The sequence below is a fragment of the Serratia sp. NPDC078593 genome, assembly GCF_050268245.1.
Lineage (GTDB): Bacteria > Pseudomonadota > Gammaproteobacteria > Enterobacterales > Enterobacteriaceae > JBNNGK01.
The window spans coordinates 1-18,943 of sequence record NZ_JBNNGK010000017.1 but is presented as its reverse complement, the minus strand read 5'-3'; the positions used below and the strand labels follow the sequence as shown (position 1 = coordinate 18,943).

Below are 18,943 nucleotides of genomic sequence, written 5' to 3'. Positions count from 1 at the left end.
GCTTGATGATGGAAGAACAAACTCAACTGAAAGGTTTTTGGTACGCCGATTGGTCATTCCCGATTTTTGTCGGCCTGCTCTCCGCCGGCGTGTTTGCCGGAACCCATATGTACTATCTGTACGGCATCGGCGCGTTTAACGAGGTGGCATTTGTCTCGATGCTGCGTGCTGGGATGGATACCGGCGTATATGGCGCGGTGGCAGCATTTGGTGCCAGTTTCTTGTTTGCGCGAATCATCGAAGGTTCTCTGGTTGGGATTTTGGATATTGGCGGCGCGATCCAAACCGGTGTTGGGCTGGGCGTTCCGGCCTTGTTACTCGGGGCGGGGATTGTGTTCCCGGTTGCCAATTTCGCCGCTTCGTTGGTGACTGGCTTGGTGATTGGTCTGGCGATCGGCTACCTGATCATTCTGGCGCGTAAATTCACGATTAACCAGAGCAATTCGACCTACGGTGCCGATGTGATGATGGGGGCGGGTAACTCTTCCGGGCGTTTCCTTGGGCCGTTGATCATTCTGTCGGCCATGACCGCGTCGATACCTATTGGTATTGGTTCATTGCTCGGTGCATTGCTGTTTTACATCTGGGCTAAACCGATTACCGGCGGTGCGATCCTTGGCGCGATGATTCTGGGGGCGATTTTCCCCGTCGCGATTTAGTCGCCGTATGCCGATTAATAAAGTGTACCCGATGTCTTTCGCGCTGCGGCTTACTGCGCCGTGGCACGAAAGACGCAGGGTATCAGGAGTAAACCATGATTTATGACTTAATCATCCGGCGTGCAAGGCTGGCTGATGACCAAATCGTTGATGTTGCGGTTCAGAACGGCAAAATAGCCGTGGTGGGGCAATTGGGCGCCGATGTACAGGCGAAACGCCACCTGGATTTGGCCGCTAACTATCGTTTGAGTGCCGGTTGGATCGATGCCCACGTACACTGTTTCCCTTCTTCGCCTATTTACCATGACCAACCGGATTGCGTCGGTACGGCCTGTGGCGTGACCTCAGTCGTGGATGCGGGCAGCACGGGGACCGATGACGTAGATGAGTTCTATACGCTGACGCGCAGCGCTAAAACTAACGTATTTGCCTTCCTGAATATTTCGCGGATTGGTTTGCTGCGCCAGAACGAACTGGCAGACATGGCGGATATTGATAAGCAGTGCGTGAATCAGGCCATTGAGCGGCATCGCGGGTTTATCATCGGCATCAAGGCGCGCATGAGTAGCAGCGTGGTCGGGCGAAACGGCATTACACCGCTAGTACGCGCTAAAGAAATTCAGCAGGAAAATGCCCAATTGCCGTTGATGGTGCACATTGGTAATAACCCACCAGATTTGGATGAGATTGCCGAGTTACTGACGCGTGGCGATATTATCACCCATTGTTATAACGGCAAGCCGAACCGTATTTTGACCCCGGCAGGCACGTTGCGTGAGTCCATACAGCGAGCGTTAAAACGCGGGGTACTGCTCGACGTCGGGCACGGTACGGCGAGTTTCAGTTTCGAGGTGGCGCGACAGGCGATTGCCCTAGGTATTTTGCCGCATACCATCAGTTCCGATATCTATTGCCGCAACCGTCTGTCCGGGCCGGTACATAGCCTAGCGACGGTCATGTCTAAGTTCTTCACGTTGGGGTTGTCGTTGCAGCAGGTCATTGACTGCGTGACGGTCAACGCGGCCTCCGCGCTACATTTGGCGACCAAAGGACAGTTGAAACCGGGCTTTGATGCCGATCTGACCATTTTTGAACTTCGCCAGGCACCGCAGGTGTTTGCCGATTCAGAGGGGCAATCTGCCCAGGGCGAACAAGGTTTGGTGCCGTTGGCTGCGGTGGTGGCCGGGGAACTCCTATTAACCGATGAAGGGAAAGCCGCTAATGTCTTCGATTTATGAAAAATATAATTTAAAACAGGTCATTAATACCTCAGGCCGCATGACGATTCTTGGCGTTTCAACGCCCCGACAGGATGTGATCGATGCGGTTGATTATGGCCTGAATCATTACTTTGAAATCAAGGATCTGGTCAATAAAACCGGTGCTTACATCGCCAATTTGCTGGATGTGGAAGATGCGGTGATAGTGTCTTGCGCATCAGCGGGGATCGCGCAATCGGTCGCGGCGGCGATTGTAAAAGATAGCGCTAATCTGCTGGTTAACCTGCATGCCGCAGCGGTGAATGAACCGCGCGAAATCGTGTTGCCGCGTGGGCATAACGTTAATTTTGGTGCACCGGTTGACACCATGGTGGCGCTCGGTGGCGGCAGGGTGGTTGAAGCGGGATATGCTAACGAATGTTCCGCCGAACAGCTCGATGCCTGCGTTACGCCACAAACTGCAGCAATCTTGTATGTCAAATCTCACCACTGCGTGCAAAAAAGTATGCTGTCAGTCGAACAGGCAGCGGCGGTGGCGCGCAAACATGATGTGCCACTGATTGTTGATGCCGCCGCCGAAGAAGATCTGAGGTGTTATTACCAAATGGGTGCCGATCTGGTGATCTACAGCGGTGCGAAAGCCATTGAAGGGCCAACCAGCGGCTTGGTGATTGGCAAGAAGCGATGGGTTGAGCGGGTGAAAGCGCAAGCAGCCGGCATTGGTCGCGCAATGAAGGTTGGCAAAGAAGGCATTCTTGGGCTGACGCAGGCGATTGAGAGCTATCTGACGCTGGAAAAAATCGCCGGTGCGCAAATGGTGGCACGCATGACGCCTTTCATACAGGCATTAAATACGCTGAGTGGCGTAAGCGCTAACACCGTTTGGGACAGCGCAGGGCGTGATATTGCACGTACGGAAATTACCTTTGATGAGGCGGCGCTGGGTTTATCGACGTATGACATCGTACAGGCGTTAAAAACTGGCGATATCGCGATTTATTTCCGGGGCTACAAAGCCAATGAAGGCAAAGTTGAAGTGGATGTACGCAGCGTCGATGAACAGCAACTGATGACCGTCTTTACCTGTATCAAACATCTATTGGAGAAAAAAGCATGAAGCTGAAGCCGAATTATTACCGTGACCGCGTGTGCCTGAACGTGTTGGCGGGCTCGAAAGAAAATGCGCAGGAGATTTTTGCGGCGGCGGAAGGCCATGTATTAGTTGGCGTTTTGTCCAAGAATTACTCGGATGTTGCCAGCGCAATAAAGGACATGCAACGGTACGCTAACCTGATTGAGAATGCGCTCTCGGTGGGGCTGGGGGCTGGCGATCCGAAACAATCGGCGATGGTTAGCCTGATTGCACAACAGGTTCAACCGCAGCACGTGAATCAGGTATTCACCGGCGTGGGAACTAGCCGCGCGTTACTCGGGCAGAGTGAAACCGTAGTGAATGGTTTGGTATCGCCTACCGGCCGCGTCGGTTGGGTGAAGATTTCGACTGGCCCACTGAGCGCAGCGTCACCGGATGGGATCGTACCGGTTGAAACTGCCATAGCACTGCTGAAAGATATGGGCGGTAGCTCTATCAAGTATTTCCCGATGGGGGGCTTAAAGTGCAAAGAAGAGTATCAGTACGTCGCGAAAGCCTGTGCTGAGCATGATTTCTTGTTGGAGCCAACGGGCGGTATCGATCTGGACAACTATGAACAGATCCTCGAAATCGCGCTGGAGGCAGGCGTTAAACAAGTGATCCCACATATTTATAGCTCGATCATTGATTCTGCTAACGGTAATACACGCCCGCAGGATGTCAAAACGTTGCTGGCGATGACCAAAAAGTTGGTGGGCTAAGCGCAGGCAAGCCGGGATCATGAGTGGTTTTTCGTAATGTGTTGTTCTTTAGGAATAAAAGGAATAAATATGCGAAACTGGCAAGGTATGACAACACGTATTGCGGTATCTCTGGCGCTGTTAGCGATGACCAGCTCGATGCTGCAGGCTGAGGATGCAATGAAGCCCCTATCATCTCATTTTGCCTATATCGGTACTTATAACCCTCATGGCGAAGGTATCTATCGCGTTAAGGTCGATCCCGCCAGTGGCGCGCTAAGCGATAAAACCTTGGTCAGTCGTCTGCCGAATCCGGCGCAGTTGGCTGTGGATGCGGCAGGCCGTACGTTATATGTTGCCAGCGAAGTGGCAAATTTTAACGGAGGTAAACACGGCGCGATTGCCGCGTTTCGTATCAATGCGAAAGACGGCAGCCTGACACCGCTGAATCAGGTTGATTCACAAGGGGCGGGGCCGGTCTTTCTTTCGTTGATGCCAGATGGCCGGCACTTGCTGGTGGCGAATTACATCAGTGGCAGCGTGGCCGTGTTTCCGCTCGACAGTGAAGGCCGGTTGCAGCCAGCCAGTTCGGTACAGCAGCAACAGGGCGCGGCTGGCAAGTCTGAACCTGAAGCCGCAGTGGAAGGGAGCTTTGCCAGCAGCGATCACGATGGGCCTCATGCACATATGATCGCCAGCGATCCGAGCGGTAAGTTTGTCTTCTCTACCGATTTGGGATTGGATCGGATCTATCAATGGCGTTTTGATCGTGCCAGTGGTGGGCTAATACCAAACGATCCTCCGTGGATCAGTGCGTCCTCTGCGGGCGCTGGCCCACGGCATTTTGTGTTCCATCCTGATGGCAACATGCTGCTGTTGGTCAATGAAGAAGCGTCTACGCTGACCAGCTACCGTTTTGATCGGCAAACCGGGACATTGGCACAGCAACATACCGTATCGACCCTACCCTCTGACTATAAAGGCACCAGCTTTGCTTCCGGTCTGGCATTAAGTCATGACGGTAAAAACCTCTACGTTGGCAATCGCTTACATAACAGCATTGTGCAGTTTAGCGTTGGCAACGAGGGCGAGTTGTCGTGGGTGGGGGAAACTTGGACGCGAGGCGACTATCCACGCACCATCACGCTCGATCCGAGCGGGCATTATCTCTATGCGCTCAACCAACGCAGCGATAATGTCACGCGCTTTAGCGTGGAGAACCAGAGTGGCAAACTCAGTTATGTGAACGGCTATACCCCGGTGGGCAGCCCTTCACAGATGGTATTTACGCCCCTAGTGAAGTAATCCTCTGCTCGTCGGGTGACAGGCGGGCAGCTTAACCTCGGAAAAAGTATGGTGAGATTTCCTTATCCCCGTTTGGCTTATCTGTTCGATGCCTTACAGTCTGAAACATTGCCTCAGGATGAACTGGCAAAACGCTTTGCCGTTTCCACGCGTACGGTACGTGCCGATATTACTGCGTTGAATGATATTCTGGATAAATATGGCGCGCGTTTTGTGCACAATCGTGGTGCGGGTTATCGGCTTCAGATCGATGACGCCGCGCGCTTTCGTGCGTTACAGCAACAGACACCTCGAAAACATGCCACGCCGCGCAGTGCGCAGGAACGCGTGCATTATCTTTTGATTCGCTTTTTGACCTCAGCCTTCTCTCTGAAGTTGGAGGATTTAGCCGATGAATGGTTTGTTAGCCGAGGTACGCTGCAAAACGATATGGCTGAGGTGAGGGAGCGGCTGGCGTACTATCAACTAGCGATTGAAACCAAACCGCGCTACGGAATGAAGCTGTTTGGTTCTGAGATGGCGATCCGTGCTTGTTTGACCGATTTATTATTCCAGCTTCACTTGGCCAATCCGGAAAACCCATTACTGAATAACGAAATCTTATTACAACCGCAGGTGGCGACGTTTGCCGGGTTGTTGCATCCGCTGCTGTCGCAGTATGCCATTCGGTTGACGGATGAAGGCGAGCAATATCTGATCTTTTATTGCGCAGTCGCACTGCGCCGTATCTGCGACGGTTATCCGTTACCCGATTTTGACGTTGAAGATGGGGATGACGCGGTACGCAAGGCCTCTACCTGGCTGGCGGGTGAATTGCGCAAAGCGGCGGGAAAGGACGTATCGGCGGCGGAAGAGGCGTATCTGCGAGTCAATATCGCTGCACGGCGCGTACAGGATATACAGCCAACTGAGATCAATGCCGACGATGAAGAGGCGTTGGTGAATTACATTCTTTCCTATATTAATGCGCACTATAACTATAACTTGCAGGGCGACAAACAGCTGCGCGCCGATCTGCTCACTCATATCAAGACCATGATTACTCGGGTGAAATATCAAATCAATATCCCTAATCCGCTGCTGACTAACATCAAACAGCACTATCCTATGGCCTACGATGTGACGCTGGCGGCGGTGTCGAGTTGGGGTAAATATACCCCTTATACGCTGAGCGAAAATGAGATCGGTTATTTGGTGCTGCACATTGGCGTTGGGCTTGAGCGCCACTACAACATCGGTTATGAACGCCATCCGCAGGTGATGCTGGTGTGCGATACGGGTAATTCGACGGTACGGATGATTCAGGCTCAGGTTGCGCGTAAATATCCGCAACTCGTCATGACGCGCACGGTTTCGCTGCGTGACTACGAGGTGTTGGAGCATATTGATGAAGACTTTGTCATTTCCAATGCACGTATTAATGAAAAGAATAAACCGGTGGTGGTGATGTCGCCATTCCCGACAGAGTATCAGCTCGAACAGTTAGGCAAACTGGTACTGGTGGATCGTACTAAGCCCTACATGCTGGAAAAGTTCTTCGATGCCGATCATTTCATGATCGTCGATGAGCCACTGACACAGGAGCAATTATTCCGCAAAGTGTGTTCGCAGTTAGAGCGGGAAGGCTATGTTGGTGAGGATTTTTATCCGTCCGTGGTAGAGCGCGAAGCGATTGTGTCGACCCTGTTGGGCGAAGGCATAGCATTACCGCATTCATTGGGATTATTAGCGAAAAAGACGATCGTGGTCACGCTATTAGCGCCGCAAGGCATTGCCTGGGGGGAAGGGGAAATTGCGCAGGTGATTTTCCTGTTGGCAATCAGCAAAAGTGACTATGAAGAAGCGATGGCGATTTACGAGCTGTTCGTCACGTTTGTGCGCGAACGTTCGATGAGCCGTTTGCTGGGGAGTAAAGACTTCGACAGCTTCAAAGCCGTCGCACTGGACTGCCTAAGCCGTATTTGATCTTAATCTTCATCAAAGCCGGCGTTGAACAATTCAATCACCGCGGTCAGTGCTTGCTGCTCCTCTGGCCCGGTCGCCTCAACCTCAATCTGACGGCCTTGGGCGGAATCTAGCATCAACAGCGCGATTACGCTGCTGGCTTCAGCCTCGGTGCCGCTGTCATTGCGGAGCAGCACCTCGGCGTCAAAACTCTGCACCAATTCAAACAGTTTCATCGCCGGGCGCGCATGCATGCCCAGCTTGTTCTTGATTTCAACCGTTTGCTTGACCGTCATTGCTTACGTTTTTCCAGCGTACGGTGGCGAGACTGCACGTTCTTGCCGCGTGAACGGAAGTAATCGGCCAACTGTTCCGCCACATAAACCGAACGGTGCTTACCGCCGGTACACCCAATGGCTACGGTCAGATAACTGCGATTATTGGTTTCCAACATTGGTAACCACTGTTCGAGGTAGCTGCGTGTTTGGTAGATGAAGTTGTGTACTTCTGTGTGGCGATCGAGGAATGACGCGACGGGTTTATCCAAGCCGGTCATCGGGCGTAGTTTAGGATCCCAATGCGGGTTCGGCAGGAAACGCACGTCGAACACGTAATCGGCATCGATTGGGATACCATGTTTGAAACCAAATGATTCAAACACCATCGTCAGTTCACGTTCGCGTTTACCTAACAGCCGTGTTCGCAGCATTTCGGCCAGCTCATGCACCGACATCTCTGAGGTGTCGATGATCAAATCGGCACGCGATCGCAGAGGTTCCAGTAAATCACTTTCTTCATCGATGGCACTTTCCAGCGACAAGTTTTTGCTGGATAGCGGGTGCAGGCGGCGAGTATCGCTGTAACGGCGGATCAGGGTATTGCGGTCGGCATCAAGAAACAGCAACTGCGGAGAGAAACTGTCCGGCAGCTGTGTCATGGCGTACTCAAACACCTCTGGTGATTCCGGCATATTACGCACGTCAATGCTCACGGCGGCGGAGCTATTGCGTTCTGCCAACGTGCGGGCAAGTTGTGGCAATAGCACCACGGGCAGGTTATCGACGCAGTAAAAACCCATATCTTCCAGCGCTCGCAAAGCGACGGATTTCCCTGAACCGGAACGGCCGCTGACAATCATCAGCACCATGTGGCAACTCCCCCTGGCATCTCAATGGCGCTCATCGCCACTGTGGAAAATATGAACCCAGCTATCGCCGGGCTCCACGACAAATAAAACAGGATACCTTTCATACTTCAAGCGGCTTTTTACCGGCAGCTTGCTCCCCCACGGCATTGTTAATTAAGCTGCGGGGAATTGAGTAACGTTGTTGCCGCAATATAAGGCGGCTGGCTTAGCATATCGCGTCGACGATGGCTGAAAGCCACGCCGGTAAAAATATTATTCGGTAATGATTTGGTAGAGCTCTTCGTCACTCTGTGCAGCACGTAGGCGACGACAGACGGTTTTATCGGCCAGACGCTTGGCGACTAGCGACAGCGTATGCAAATGTGTTTTGCATTGATCGGCGGGCACCAGCAAGGCGAACAACAGATCGACCGGCTGATTATCGATCGCATCAAAGGCGATCGGTTGATCGAGACGGATAAACACGCCAACGGCACGCAATGTGTCCTCCTCCAGTTTCCCATGGGGAATGGCGATGCCATTGCCGATACCGGTGCTACCCATGCGTTCACGAGTGAGAACCGCGTCAAACACCACCTGCGGGGGCAGGTTAAGCTGCGCTGCGGCCAGTTCGCTGATAATCTCCAGAGCGCGCTTCTTGCTATTGCAATGGACTGCGCTTCTGGTGCACTCGATATTTAATACCGAGTTTAATTGCATTGTTTCGTTGTTCATCTCATCTTCACTCAAACCTGGTCTCCGAATTATCTGTGAGCCGGGTTTTGCGTCTGTTAAACCCTGATGGCTTATCGGCGCGTTACTCGAATGAGTAACACGCCGATGGCTGCCGGGTAGCGCTAAGGCTACGTTCGGGCCACTGCTGTAAGCTGGTGGCCCAGAGTGTCAGTGTTGCTTCAGTTTGTCTTTATGTTTGTTCAATTGACGCGCCAGTTTATCAATAAGGCAATCAATTGCAGCATACATATCTTCTTTTTCCGAGGTGGCGTGCAACTCGCCTCCATTCACGTGCAGCGTCGCTTCCGCGATCTGCTGCACTTTTTCCACACTTAAAACGACATACACCTGATTAATACGATCGAAATATTGCTCGAGTTTAGCGAATTTCGTATTCACAAACTCACGTAAAGGTTCGGTGATGACGATGTGGTGTCCGGTAATGTTGAGCTGCATAATGTCTTCCTTCTCTATTGAGGTCAAACCAACTGTTTACGTTGGTTCGACGGCGGGATGGACAAAGACTCTCGGTACTTGGCGACCGTACGCCGTGCCACCCTGATCCCCTGATCGGAGAGCAAGGTTGCAAGCCGGCTGTCGCTCAGCGGTTTGGCGGGGTTTTCCGCCGCGATCAATTTCTTCACCAATGCCCTGATGGCCGTCGAGGAGGCTTCGCCACCGCTGTCGGTATTCACATGGCTGGAGAAGAAATATTTCAATTCGAAAATGCCGCGCGGGCTGTGCAGGAATTTCTGCGTAGTCACGCGTGAGATCGTCGATTCATGCATATCCACGGCCTGAGCGATGTCAGCCAGCACCATGGGTTTCATAAATTCTTCGCCTTGTTCAAAGAACGCTTCTTGCTGCTCGACGATGCATCGTGTGACTTTCAGCAGCGTGTCGTTACGACTTTCCAGGCTTTTTATCAGCCACTTTGCTTCTTGCAGGTTGCTGCGAATAAACTGACCATCGGCTTCGCTACGCGAACTGCTGCCCAGTGCGGCGTACTGTTGGTTGATCTTCAAACGCGGGATACTGTCAGCGTTGAGCTCAACGGCCCACTTGCCCTGAACCTTACGCACCAACACATCAGGGATCACATATTCCGACTCCCCGGTATTGATCGATTGCCCAGGTCGCGGGTCGAGTGACTGAATCAACAGCATCGCTTCTTTCAGTGTATCTTCTTTTGAGCGGGTTGTTCGCATTAGGCTGCGAAAGTCGTGGTTGGCCAATAAATCCAGATGCTCGCTGATAATTAACCGCGCCTCAGCCAGATAAGGCGTGTCCTTGGCATACTGAGAAAGTTGGATTAACAGGCAGTCGCGCAGGTCGCGTGCAGCCACCCCAATGGGATCGAAACGCTGCACCCGTTTGAGCACGGCTTCGACTTCGTCCATCGAGACGCTCTCATCGCCAATGCTTTCCAGAATGTCTTCCAGCGGAACGGTAAGGTAACCGGTGTCGTCAACGGCATCGACAATTGATGTGGCAATGGCGGCGTCGGTATCAGAAAACGGCGTCAGATCCACTTGCCACATCAGGTAATCCTGTAGCGTTTGCGTGGTTTCGCCCTGATAGACCGGCAATTCATCGCCGCTGTAATCGCTGCCGGTGCCGGAGGGGGTGCCCGCGGTGTAGATTTCATCCCAAGTGGCGTCCAGCGGCAGCTCTTCAGGCATATCTTTCTGCTCTAACGCTTCGCGGGTATCTAGCCCTTCAGTTTCGGCGGTTTCTTTGGCGTCGATCTCGTCGTGCAGGTCTGTTTGTTCAAGCAGCGGGTTGCTCTCTAACGCCAGTTGGATCTCCTGCTGGAGTTCAAGCGTGGACAGCTGCAGCAAGCGTATCGCCTGTTGTAGCTGGGGGGGCATGGCCAGTTGTTGACTAAGCCTGAGTTGCAAACCTTGCTTCATAATCTTCTTTCTACTTCCCTTATCCGCCGTTCATTGGGAACAGCTGGCAATCACAGGCGGAATTCTTCGCCCAGATAAACGCGTTTCACCTGCTCATCGGCCAGGATAACGTCTGGCGTGCCGTGGGCGATCAGTTGCCCTTGGCTGACGATGTAGGCGCGCTCGCACACGTCCAGTGTTTCGCGCACGTTGTGGTCAGTGATCAGCACACCCAAGCCGCTGTCACGCAAATGCTCAATGATTTTTTTGATATCGATAACGGAAATAGGATCGACCCCGGCAAAGGGTTCATCCAACAGGATAAATTTCGGGTTGGCAGCCAGAGCGCGGGCAATTTCCACGCGGCGACGTTCACCGCCAGACAGCGCCTGCCCCAGATTGTCGCGCAAATGGCCGATGTGGAACTCCTCCATCAGCTCGTTGGCGCGGTCAGCGCGCTGCTCGCTGGTCAGATCGTCGCGGATTTCTAACACCGCCATCAGGTTGTCGTACACGCTAAGGCGGCGGAAGATCGAGGCTTCCTGTGGAAGATAACCGATCCCGCGACGGGCGCGGGCGTGCAACGGCAGAATGCTGATATCTTCATCGTCAATCACGATGCGTCCGGCGTCACGTTGCACAATGCCAACCACCATGTAGAACGTGGTGGTTTTGCCTGCGCCGTTTGGGCCTAACAGGCCGACGATTTCGCCAGATTTCACTTTCAGGCTGACGTCTTCAACGACTTTACGGCCCTTGTAGGCTTTCGCCAGGTTTTCTGCGATAAGTGTTGCCATAAGTGATTAGTTACTCTTTTTCTGACCGTTGTTGTCCTGCAACTGCGACGGTACTAGCACCGTTTTCACGCGGTTGCCTTTATCGCTGAACGCCTGCATCTGCTGCTGTTGCACCAGGTAGGTGATGCGATCGCCTTTCACGTTGCTATCGAGCTGTTCAAGATAGGCATTACCGGTCAGGGTGACCAGTTGCGGCGCGACGTCGTAACGGACTTTCTGCGCGTGGCCCTTCACCGGTTTGCCGTTGTCTTGCATTTGGTAGAAGGTTACCGGTTTACCGAACGCTTCGATATAGGTCTTATTCTGATCGCCGCCCGGGCGGGTGACCACCACTTTATCGGCTTTAATCTCGATAGTACCTTGTTTGATCACCACGTTATCAGTAAAGGTGCTGACGTTGCTTTGCATATCCAGAGCTTGTTTTAACGAGTCGATACTAACCGGTTGGCTGGAGTCGGATTTCAACGCCAGAGCCGGAGCGCTGGCGGCCAAAACTACGCTGCCGATCAACAGATTACGGAGTGGTGTTTGGGTTCTGAATTTCATAGTGGGTCTTAACCTTATCAATCAGCTCAGCGGTTTTGGTCCGCAGATTTCCACGCATTTTCATGCCGTTAGAGGTAAAATTGGTACCAAAAAGCGTGACTTCATCATCAGATGAGACATCCTGAGTTACCAGGTTCACCTGAGCATTGTCCGTTTTAATTTTTTCCAGCTGTGAGGTGGTCGTCAGGCTGTTCACCTCGACGTGACCATACAGATACAGCATCCGGTCTTTGGTCAGTTTGGCGCGATCGGCGCGTATTGACCACGTCGCGACGGCATTTTCATCAAACAGCGTCATCACCGGCTGGGTAAACCAGCTCAGCTCATCGGTGGTGTAATACTTCACGTCTTCTGCCACCAGTTTATAACTTAATTTACCGGCCGGGTTGTAGACGATCGTGACCGTGTGCTGGCTCTGATAGGTCGGATCTTGAGTATTGATCGGCCCGGCGGTGGCTTCATCGTCGAAGTCCGCCATATTCCAGCCAATCAGGGCCATAACGATCACCGCCAGAATCAGGGTGACCCACAGTTTGGTTTTGCTCATATTGACAGCCCTTTGGCGTCCTCCAGCTTGTTCTGAGCCAAAAGAATAATGTCACACAGTTCACGCACTGCGCCGCGCCCACCGGCAATTCGGGTAACGTAATGGGCGCGTGGCGTTAGTAGAGGATGGGCGTCTGCTACCGCAACGGCCAAGCCTACCTGCGCCATCACCGGCCAATCAATCAAATCGTCGCCAATATAGGCGACCTGATCTGCCGTCAGCGACAGTGTATCCAACAGTTCGCGGAAGGCCAAAAGCTTATCCGATTGTCCTTGATACAGATAGGTAATACCGAGCGTTTTTGCGCGATCTTCTAACAACTTGGCCGAGCGCCCGGTGATGATGCCGACTTCGATATCTGAGGTTTTCAGGCAGCGAATGCCATATCCGTCGCGGACGTTGAAGGCTTTCAGTTCTTCACCGCTGTTGCCCATGTAAATCAGCCCATCTGACAAAACACCGTCGACATCGCAGATTAGCAGCCGGATTTTCCCGGCTCGCGCCATCACGTCTTTCGTTACCGGTCCGTAGCAGGTTTCGACCATACTCATTGGTTTTCCTAAATTCTCTTTTACATCAGGTGATGATTTGATCGCCTGAGCCGTCTAAACACTTACACCACGCCAGCGCGTAGCATGTCATGCATATGTACCACACCCAGCAATTGGTCGCCATCGGCAACCAAGAGCGCGGTGATATGGCGCTGTTGCATCAGGTTAAGTGCGTCGACCGCCAGCATGTTGGGGCGGACTCGCACACCACCCAGCGTCATTACATCGGCGATTTTGGCATGGTTAAGATCGATACCCATATCAAAGATGCGGCGCAGGTCACCATCGGTAAAAATACCGGCGATTTTCATCAAATCGTTGCAGACCACTGTCATGCCAAGATTCTTGCGGGTAATTTCCAGTAATGCATCGCGCAGCGAAGCGTCGGCACTGACCTGCGGGATGTCATCACCGCTGTGCATGATATCACTGACGCGCAGCAGCAGGCGGCGGCCCAATGCACCGCCCGGATGTGACAGGGCAAAATCTTCTGGGGTAAACCCGCGAGCTTTCAGCAACGCAACCGCCAACGCATCGCCCATGACCAGTGTCGCCGTGGTGCTGGTCGTGGGAGCAAGGCCAAGTGGGCAGGCTTCCTGCGGCACTTTGATGCACAGATGAATATCGGCCGCTTTACCCATTGAGCTGTCTGGGTTATTCGTCATGCAAATCAATTGGATTTGCTGGCGCTTCAATACCGGAATCAACGCTTGGATCTCGTTGGACTCGCCAGAGTTGGAAATGGCCAACACGATGTCCTGCGGCGTGACCATCCCCAGATCGCCGTGGCTGGCTTCCGCCGGATGCACAAAGAATGAAGGCGTGCCGGTACTGGCGAAGGTGGCGGCGATTTTGCAACCAATATGGCCGGATTTACCCATCCCCATCACCACCACTTTACCGCTGCATGCGGCGATCGCTTCGCAAGCGCGGGTGAAATCTTCATTGATATAGCGATCGAGCTGGGCTAGCCCGTCGCGTTCAATTTGAAGTACTTCTTTACCGGCTTGCTGAAAATCGAAGCCTTGATGCAATTCACTATTCGACATGCTTATTCCCGTCATTTATCCCCGTCATCTCAGGCTGCCTTGTACCAACAAGGCTAGTGGGGATAGCCAAATAAACCGAAAGGGTTAAAAAACAGCACCGCAAGATACGCAACAAAGCCACATAATAACAGAGCGCCAGCCAGATGGCCGATGCGATGTTTGCGGCTAATACACAAGGCGCTCAGCACAATGCTGACTGCCAGCATCACCCAATAATCACGCTGATAGGCGACTGGATCGATACGACCCGGTGAAAGTAGCGCGGGAACGCCAAGCACAATCACCGTGTTGAAAATAGTTGAGCCGATGATATTGCCAATCGCCATATCGTCTTCGCCCTTGAGGGCACCGGCAATGGTGGTTGCAAGCTCGGGTAAACTGGTGCCGATGGCGATCAGCGTTAATCCGACGACCCACTCACTCATACCAAAATAATGGGCGATGGCAGTGGCATTATCGATAATCATACGGGACGAGAGCGGCAAAATAATCAATGCCAACACCAGCCAGAGAATAGCCACCGTATTGCTACTGTCTTGCGGCAGTTCAGAAAGTTGTTCAACCGTTAGGCTATCACTGCCTTCGCGCTGCGCCAGGCGAGCGATTTTGAGCATCAATACGATAAACCCGACGGCAGTGGCTAACAGCACCAGGCCATCTAACCGGCTGAGATAATTGTCCATCAACACAAAACCGCATAATACTGTGACCGCTAACATCAGTGGCAGTTCGCGTCGTAGCACTTCAGAACGTACAGCCAGAGGATGAATTAAGGCGGCGACACCAAGTATCAGTAAAATATTGGTAATGTTGGAGCCGATAACGTTACCGACCGCCATGTCGATCTGGCCGTTCAACGCCGCAGTTGTTGATACGATTAACTCCGGCAGCGATGTGCCTATCCCCACAATGGTCATGCCGATAATCAGCGGCGGCACGCCCAGCGAGCGGGAAATCACAGCCGCACCATAAACTAAACGGTCGGCACCATACACCAGTAAAAATAAACCAACGATTAATAATGCTATCGCGAGAAACATGCAGATTCCTTTGTGGGAATTATCCCGTTCGTTGGTTAACAGCTGCAATTCAGCTATCTTGCTTGCCCATTGTGGTGTGCGGCAACGCCGCGCAGGTTTTTCTGGCTAAAAAGCGAACAGTTTTATTTTTTTTGCGTTATATGTCTAATTTTGACCGTGTGCAGCTCAAAAGTAAAACCTATGGCACCATTGGTAGCGAAATGCCGGTAAGTTTTTGTAAAGATGAACCGCGTCGTGCCCATTCGATTATTATCACGGGTAAATATGTATTCCAATGCGCTGAAAAGAGCGATGGAACGTGCTCAATGAGGCGTACGTAAGGATTTAATATGCAGCATAAGGCAGAGCATCTGGTCGAGGTGCGCGGGATGAGCTTCTCCCGTGGTGAAAGGCTGATATTCGACGACATCAACCTGACGGTTCCGCGTGGCAAAGTAACGGCGATCATGGGGCCGTCCGGCATTGGCAAAACAACGTTGTTACGTTTGATCGGCGGGCAGTTGACGCCAGATAGCGGCGAGATTTGGTTTGACGGTGACAATATTCCCGCTTTATCGCGCCATCAACTGTATGAGGCGCGCAAAAAAATGAGCATGCTGTTTCAATCGGGCGCGTTGTTTACCGATTTGACCGTGTTCGAAAATGTGGCCTTTCCGCTGCGTGAGCATAGCGCGTTGCCGGAAGAGATTTTACGTACCACGGTGCTGATGAAGCTAGAGGCAGTAGGGTTACGTGGGGCGGCGGAGTTGATGCCGAATGAGCTGTCTGGTGGCATGGCGCGTCGAGCCGCACTGGCGCGTGCTATCGCGCTCGATCCACAATTAATTATGTTTGATGAGCCGTTCGTCGGGCAAGATCCCATTACCATGGGGGTGCTGGTCAAACTGATTGACGAACTGAACCATGCACTGGGTATTACGTGTATTGTGGTCTCGCACGATGTGCCTGAAGTGTTGAGCATTGCCGATTACGCTTACATTGTGGCGGAAAATCGCGTGATTGCTGAAGGTACCACACCGGAATTACAGAATAATCCAGATGCGCGCGTGCGCCAGTTCTTGGATGGTATTGCCGATGGGCCAGTACCCTTCCGTTACCCGGCCGGTGATTACCGTGCCGAACTGTTAGGATAAGGGAGTAACTATCCTCATGTTATTACAGGCGTTAGCGTCTTTTGGACGCCGAGGCATCAACACCAGCGCCGCATTTGGCCGCGCCGGACTGATGTTATGGGGCGCGCTAGTCGGGCGGCCTGAACCGCGCAGGCAGTGGCCGTTGTTGATCAAGCAACTCCATAGCGTTGGCGTGCAGTCCTTGTTGATCATCATGGTTTCCGGGCTGTTTATCGGCATGGTGTTAGGCTTGCAGGGGTATTTGGTGCTCACCACATACAGTGCTGAGGCCAGTCTCGGTATGATGGTGGCGCTGTCACTGCTGCGTGAATTAGGTCCAGTGGTGACCGCGTTGTTGTTCGCCGGGCGTGCCGGTTCAGCGCTTACCGCAGAAATTGGCTTGATGAAAGCCACCGAGCAAATCTCCAGTCTGGAGATGATGGCCGTTGATCCGCTGCGCCGCATCGTGGCACCACGTTTCTGGGCCGGGTTGATCAGTATGCCGTTGTTGACCATTATCTTTGTCGCCGTGGGTATCTGGGGGGGCTCGATAGTGGGGGTAGACTGGAAGGGTATCGACAGTGGCTTCTTCTGGTCGGCAATGCAAGGCGCTGTGGAGTGGCAGCAAGATTTAGTGAATTGTGTGCTCAAGAGCGTGGTCTTTGCCATTACCGTTACCTGGATTGCTATCTTTAACGGATATGATGCTGTACCGACTTCTGAAGGGATTAGCCAGGCGACGACCCGAACCGTGGTACATTCGTCTCTGGCGGTGTTGGGATTAGATTTCGTGCTGACAGCACTGATGTTTGGGAATTGAGTCGATGCAAACGAAGAAGAGTGAAATCTGGGTTGGGGCATTCATGCTGATCGCACTGTGCGCCATTATTTTTATTTGCTTGCAGGTGGCGAACGTGAAATCGATCGGCAGCGAGCCGACCTACCGTATCTACGCGACCTTCGATAATATCGGTGGTTTGAAAGCGCGTTCGCCGGTGAGAATTGGTGGGGTGGTGGTAGGCCGTGTGGCAGACATTGCCCTGGATCCTAAAACCTATACCCCGCGCGTCGCGCTGGATATTCAAGAGAAATTTAACCACATTCCAGATACCAGTTCGCTGGCCATTCGTACTTCTGGCTTGCTGGGGGAGCAATATTTGGCATTGAACGTGGGTTTTGAAGATCCAGAAATGGGAACGTCTATCCTCAAAGAGGGTGGCACCATTCAAGACACTAAATCAGCGATGGTTCTGGAAGACTTGATAGGCCAGTTCCTGTACAAAAGCGGCAGCCAGGATAGCGCAGCCAAACCGGAAGATGCGGCACCGGCAGCCGGTGAAGCCCCGTAGTTTACCTACTACGCCAAGTCATTTAAGAGGAAACTTGCATGTTTAAACGTTTATTAATGGTTGCGTTGTTGGTGGTGGCACCGCTGGCGAATGCGGTCGACCAAACCGACCCTTACAGCATGATGCAAGAGGCCGCGCAGAAGACGTTCGATCGCCTTAAGACTGAGCAGCCAAGAATCAAGCAGGATCCTAACTATCTGCGCACGATCGTACATCAGGAACTGATGCCATTTGTACAGGTTAAATACGCTGGTGCGTTGGTGCTGGGCCGTTACTACAAAGAAGCGACACCGGCACAGCGTGAGGCTTACTTCTCCGCTTTCCAATCTTATCTGGAACAGGCTTACGGGCAGGCATTGGCGATGTATCATGGCCAAACCTATCAGATTGCGCCTGCAAAACCGTTGGGTGATGCGAATATTATTGCCATTCGCGTGACCATCATTGATGCCAGTGGCCGCCCGCCGGTTCGTTTAGATTTTCAGTGGCGTAAAAACACCAAAACGGGCCATTGGCAGGCTTATGACATGATTGCCGAAGGTGTCAGCATGATTACCACCAAGCAAAATGAGTGGGCATCGACACTGCGTACTAAAGGTATCGACGGTTTGACGCTGCAGTTGCAGGCCGCAGCCAAACAGCCGATTACGCTGGATCAGAAATCGTAATGACGGAATCTCTTCGCGTTGAAACGCAGCAAAAGACGCTGGTATTAAGCGGCGATCTGGATCGGGAAACGCTGTTGCCATTATGGCAGCAGCGCGCAACTTTGCTGACGGATAAAACGGCTATTGACGTGGCACAACTCCAGCGGGTGGATTCTTCTGGGTTGGCGCTGTTGGTGCATTTGTGCGAACAACACGGCACAGAGTTAAAAATTTCTGGTGCGACCGATCGGCTGAAAACACTGATAACCTTGTATAATCTACAGGACATTATCCCGGTCGATACTGAGTAAGCGCGTTTTTGCTGTACTGACTGTCGATTTATTCAGAAAGCGCCTGTTGCGCGGGGACTTTGAGGTTGATGATAATGTTGCCTTTGAACCTGAGAACCGCGGGCCTAGCGCCCCATTCAGCACGTTTTCTCTAATCACAAGCGTTGTCAGCAGTTTGAAAGCTCCTGTTACACAGGGGCTTTTTCTTGTGCACAGAAAACCTCCAGCTAGGCTGGAGGTTCCGTAAAGCTTTCAGCTTTGAGCCAGTTATAAAAACCCCTTTTGATTTGTTAAAACAGTT

Annotated in this window: 22 protein-coding genes; 11 read left to right on the top strand and 11 right to left on the bottom strand. The window is 52.5% G+C overall.

The window, feature by feature from the left end; translation table 11 throughout:
* Window positions 1–8 precede the first annotated feature (8 nt).
* The 6 genes from ACQKDS_RS16525 to ACQKDS_RS16500 all read left to right on the top strand — a co-directional run bounded on the left by ACQKDS_RS16525 (window position 9) and on the right by ACQKDS_RS16500 (window position 6,982).
* Entirely contained in the window at window positions 9–659 is a 651-nt protein-coding gene (locus ACQKDS_RS16525; protein ID WP_399672691.1) for a DUF4310 family protein, read from the top strand.
* Between the two features lie 98 nt (window positions 660–757).
* The gene (locus ACQKDS_RS16520) at window positions 758–1,897 is read left to right on the top strand and encodes an amidohydrolase/deacetylase family metallohydrolase (protein ID WP_399672689.1); all 1,140 of its coding nucleotides are present in this window, start codon (window positions 758–760) and stop codon (window positions 1,895–1,897) included.
* Complete coding sequence (locus ACQKDS_RS16515) at window positions 1,881–2,996, top strand: DgaE family pyridoxal phosphate-dependent ammonia lyase (RefSeq protein ID WP_399672576.1); 1,116 nt, start codon at window positions 1,881–1,883, stop codon at window positions 2,994–2,996. Before ACQKDS_RS16520 ends, ACQKDS_RS16515 begins: the two co-directional genes overlap by 17 nt.
* Window positions 2,993–3,733: a 2-dehydro-3-deoxy-phosphogluconate aldolase gene (gene dagF / locus ACQKDS_RS16510; RefSeq protein WP_399672574.1), complete on the top strand. Its 741-nt coding sequence runs from the start codon at window positions 2,993–2,995 to the stop codon at window positions 3,731–3,733. The genes ACQKDS_RS16515 and dagF overlap by 4 nt, the downstream gene beginning before the upstream one ends.
* A 69-nt stretch (window positions 3,734–3,802) precedes the next feature.
* Complete coding sequence (locus ACQKDS_RS16505; RefSeq protein WP_399672572.1) at window positions 3,803–5,017, top strand: lactonase family protein; 1,215 nt, start codon at window positions 3,803–3,805, stop codon at window positions 5,015–5,017.
* Between the two features lie 48 nt (window positions 5,018–5,065).
* A complete protein-coding gene (locus ACQKDS_RS16500) occupies window positions 5,066–6,982 on the top strand; it encodes a BglG family transcription antiterminator (protein ID WP_399672570.1) in 1,917 nt (638 codons plus the stop codon).
* Window positions 6,983–6,984: 2 nt separating this feature from the next.
* On the opposite strand, the gene npr is transcribed toward ACQKDS_RS16500, so the two are convergent.
* The 11 genes from npr to ACQKDS_RS16445 all read right to left on the bottom strand — a co-directional run bounded on the left by npr (window position 6,985) and on the right by ACQKDS_RS16445 (window position 15,244).
* Window positions 6,985–7,257 (bottom strand): PTS phosphocarrier protein NPr, encoded by a 273-nt coding sequence (gene npr / locus ACQKDS_RS16495; RefSeq protein ID WP_399672568.1) that lies wholly within the window; start codon window positions 7,255–7,257, stop codon window positions 6,985–6,987.
* Window positions 7,254–8,108, bottom strand: a complete 855-nt coding sequence (gene rapZ, locus ACQKDS_RS16490; protein ID WP_399672566.1) for an RNase adapter RapZ — start codon at window positions 8,106–8,108, stop codon at window positions 7,254–7,256. The genes npr and rapZ overlap by 4 nt, the downstream gene beginning before the upstream one ends.
* 252 nt (window positions 8,109–8,360) lie before the next feature.
* Window positions 8,361–8,822: a PTS IIA-like nitrogen regulatory protein PtsN gene (ptsN, locus tag ACQKDS_RS16485; RefSeq protein WP_399672564.1), complete on the bottom strand. Its 462-nt coding sequence runs from the start codon at window positions 8,820–8,822 to the stop codon at window positions 8,361–8,363.
* Between the two features lie 168 nt (window positions 8,823–8,990).
* Window positions 8,991–9,278, bottom strand: coding sequence for a ribosome hibernation promoting factor (hpf, locus tag ACQKDS_RS16480; protein ID WP_399672562.1), 288 nt, complete (start codon window positions 9,276–9,278; stop codon window positions 8,991–8,993).
* Between the two features lie 23 nt (window positions 9,279–9,301).
* Complete coding sequence (gene rpoN / locus ACQKDS_RS16475) at window positions 9,302–10,735, bottom strand: RNA polymerase factor sigma-54 (RefSeq protein ID WP_399672560.1); 1,434 nt, start codon at window positions 10,733–10,735, stop codon at window positions 9,302–9,304.
* 50 nt (window positions 10,736–10,785) lie between these two features.
* Window positions 10,786–11,511: an LPS export ABC transporter ATP-binding protein gene (lptB, locus tag ACQKDS_RS16470; RefSeq protein ID WP_399672558.1), complete on the bottom strand. Its 726-nt coding sequence runs from the start codon at window positions 11,509–11,511 to the stop codon at window positions 10,786–10,788.
* A 6-nt stretch (window positions 11,512–11,517) separates the two neighbouring features.
* Window positions 11,518–12,057, bottom strand: a complete 540-nt coding sequence (gene lptA / locus ACQKDS_RS16465; protein ID WP_399672556.1) for a lipopolysaccharide ABC transporter substrate-binding protein LptA — start codon at window positions 12,055–12,057, stop codon at window positions 11,518–11,520.
* On the bottom strand, window positions 12,026–12,604 hold the full coding sequence (gene lptC / locus ACQKDS_RS16460; protein WP_399672554.1) for an LPS export ABC transporter periplasmic protein LptC: 579 nt from the start codon (window positions 12,602–12,604) through the stop codon (window positions 12,026–12,028). Before lptC ends, lptA begins: the two co-directional genes overlap by 32 nt.
* Complete coding sequence (gene kdsC, locus ACQKDS_RS16455) at window positions 12,601–13,155, bottom strand: 3-deoxy-manno-octulosonate-8-phosphatase KdsC (RefSeq protein WP_399672552.1); 555 nt, start codon at window positions 13,153–13,155, stop codon at window positions 12,601–12,603. The genes lptC and kdsC overlap by 4 nt, the downstream gene beginning before the upstream one ends.
* A 62-nt stretch (window positions 13,156–13,217) precedes the next feature.
* Window positions 13,218–14,204: an arabinose-5-phosphate isomerase KdsD gene (gene kdsD / locus ACQKDS_RS16450; protein WP_399672550.1), complete on the bottom strand. Its 987-nt coding sequence runs from the start codon at window positions 14,202–14,204 to the stop codon at window positions 13,218–13,220.
* 53 nt (window positions 14,205–14,257) lie between these two features.
* Window positions 14,258–15,244 carry a calcium/sodium antiporter gene (locus ACQKDS_RS16445; RefSeq protein WP_399672548.1) on the bottom strand — a complete coding sequence of 329 codons (987 nt, stop codon included), beginning with the start codon at window positions 15,242–15,244 and terminating at the stop codon, window positions 14,258–14,260.
* 329 nt (window positions 15,245–15,573) lie between these two features.
* Here ACQKDS_RS16445 and mlaF point away from each other — a divergent pair, with 329 nt between their 5' ends.
* Genes mlaF through mlaB form a run of 5 tightly spaced genes read left to right on the top strand, consistent with a single transcriptional unit; the run spans window position 15,574 to window position 18,663 of the window.
* Window positions 15,574–16,377, top strand: a complete 804-nt coding sequence (gene mlaF / locus ACQKDS_RS16440; protein WP_399672546.1) for a phospholipid ABC transporter ATP-binding protein MlaF — start codon at window positions 15,574–15,576, stop codon at window positions 16,375–16,377.
* Between the two features lie 16 nt (window positions 16,378–16,393).
* Window positions 16,394–17,176 (top strand): lipid asymmetry maintenance ABC transporter permease subunit MlaE, encoded by a 783-nt coding sequence (gene mlaE / locus ACQKDS_RS16435; protein ID WP_399672544.1) that lies wholly within the window; start codon window positions 16,394–16,396, stop codon window positions 17,174–17,176.
* A 4-nt stretch (window positions 17,177–17,180) separates the two neighbouring features.
* Entirely contained in the window at window positions 17,181–17,705 is a 525-nt protein-coding gene (gene mlaD / locus ACQKDS_RS16430; protein WP_399672542.1) for an outer membrane lipid asymmetry maintenance protein MlaD, read from the top strand.
* Between the two features lie 38 nt (window positions 17,706–17,743).
* The gene (gene mlaC, locus ACQKDS_RS16425; RefSeq protein ID WP_399672540.1) at window positions 17,744–18,373 is read left to right on the top strand and encodes a phospholipid-binding protein MlaC; all 630 of its coding nucleotides are present in this window, start codon (window positions 17,744–17,746) and stop codon (window positions 18,371–18,373) included.
* Entirely contained in the window at window positions 18,373–18,663 is a 291-nt protein-coding gene (mlaB, locus tag ACQKDS_RS16420; RefSeq protein ID WP_399672538.1) for a lipid asymmetry maintenance protein MlaB, read from the top strand. Before mlaC ends, mlaB begins: the two co-directional genes overlap by 1 nt.
* Window positions 18,664–18,943 lie beyond the last annotated feature (280 nt).

Excerpts from the sequence above, each read along its gene's own strand:
- npr (WP_399672568.1), bottom strand. The coding sequence starts at position 7,257 with ATGACGGTCAAGCAAACGGTTGAAATCAAGAACAAGCTGGGCATGCAT.
- lptB (WP_399672558.1), bottom strand. The coding sequence starts at position 11,511 with ATGGCAACACTTATCGCAGAAAACCTGGCGAAAGCCTACAAGGGCCGT.
- mlaC (WP_399672540.1), top strand. The coding sequence starts at position 17,744 with ATGTTTAAACGTTTATTAATGGTTGCGTTGTTGGTGGTGGCACCGCTG.
- lptC (WP_399672554.1), bottom strand. The coding sequence starts at position 12,604 with ATGAGCAAAACCAAACTGTGGGTCACCCTGATTCTGGCGGTGATCGTT.
- mlaB (WP_399672538.1), top strand. The coding sequence starts at position 18,373 with ATGACGGAATCTCTTCGCGTTGAAACGCAGCAAAAGACGCTGGTATTA.
- lptA (WP_399672556.1), bottom strand. The coding sequence starts at position 12,057 with ATGAAATTCAGAACCCAAACACCACTCCGTAATCTGTTGATCGGCAGC.
- rpoN (WP_399672560.1), bottom strand. The coding sequence starts at position 10,735 with ATGAAGCAAGGTTTGCAACTCAGGCTTAGTCAACAACTGGCCATGCCC.
- kdsC (WP_399672552.1), bottom strand. The coding sequence starts at position 13,155 with ATGAGTATGGTCGAAACCTGCTACGGACCGGTAACGAAAGACGTGATG.
- rapZ (WP_399672566.1), bottom strand. The coding sequence starts at position 8,108 with ATGGTGCTGATGATTGTCAGCGGCCGTTCCGGTTCAGGGAAATCCGTC.
- ACQKDS_RS16525 (WP_399672691.1), top strand. The coding sequence starts at position 9 with ATGGAAGAACAAACTCAACTGAAAGGTTTTTGGTACGCCGATTGGTCA.
- mlaF (WP_399672546.1), top strand. The coding sequence starts at position 15,574 with ATGCAGCATAAGGCAGAGCATCTGGTCGAGGTGCGCGGGATGAGCTTC.
- hpf (WP_399672562.1), bottom strand. The coding sequence starts at position 9,278 with ATGCAGCTCAACATTACCGGACACCACATCGTCATCACCGAACCTTTA.
- kdsD (WP_399672550.1), bottom strand. The coding sequence starts at position 14,204 with ATGTCGAATAGTGAATTGCATCAAGGCTTCGATTTTCAGCAAGCCGGT.
- ACQKDS_RS16505 (WP_399672572.1), top strand. The coding sequence starts at position 3,803 with ATGCGAAACTGGCAAGGTATGACAACACGTATTGCGGTATCTCTGGCG.
- mlaE (WP_399672544.1), top strand. The coding sequence starts at position 16,394 with ATGTTATTACAGGCGTTAGCGTCTTTTGGACGCCGAGGCATCAACACC.
- ptsN (WP_399672564.1), bottom strand. The coding sequence starts at position 8,822 with ATGAACAACGAAACAATGCAATTAAACTCGGTATTAAATATCGAGTGC.
- ACQKDS_RS16445 (WP_399672548.1), bottom strand. The coding sequence starts at position 15,244 with ATGTTTCTCGCGATAGCATTATTAATCGTTGGTTTATTTTTACTGGTG.
- ACQKDS_RS16500 (WP_399672570.1), top strand. The coding sequence starts at position 5,066 with ATGGTGAGATTTCCTTATCCCCGTTTGGCTTATCTGTTCGATGCCTTA.
- mlaD (WP_399672542.1), top strand. The coding sequence starts at position 17,181 with ATGCAAACGAAGAAGAGTGAAATCTGGGTTGGGGCATTCATGCTGATC.
- dagF (WP_399672574.1), top strand. The coding sequence starts at position 2,993 with ATGAAGCTGAAGCCGAATTATTACCGTGACCGCGTGTGCCTGAACGTG.
- ACQKDS_RS16515 (WP_399672576.1), top strand. The coding sequence starts at position 1,881 with ATGTCTTCGATTTATGAAAAATATAATTTAAAACAGGTCATTAATACC.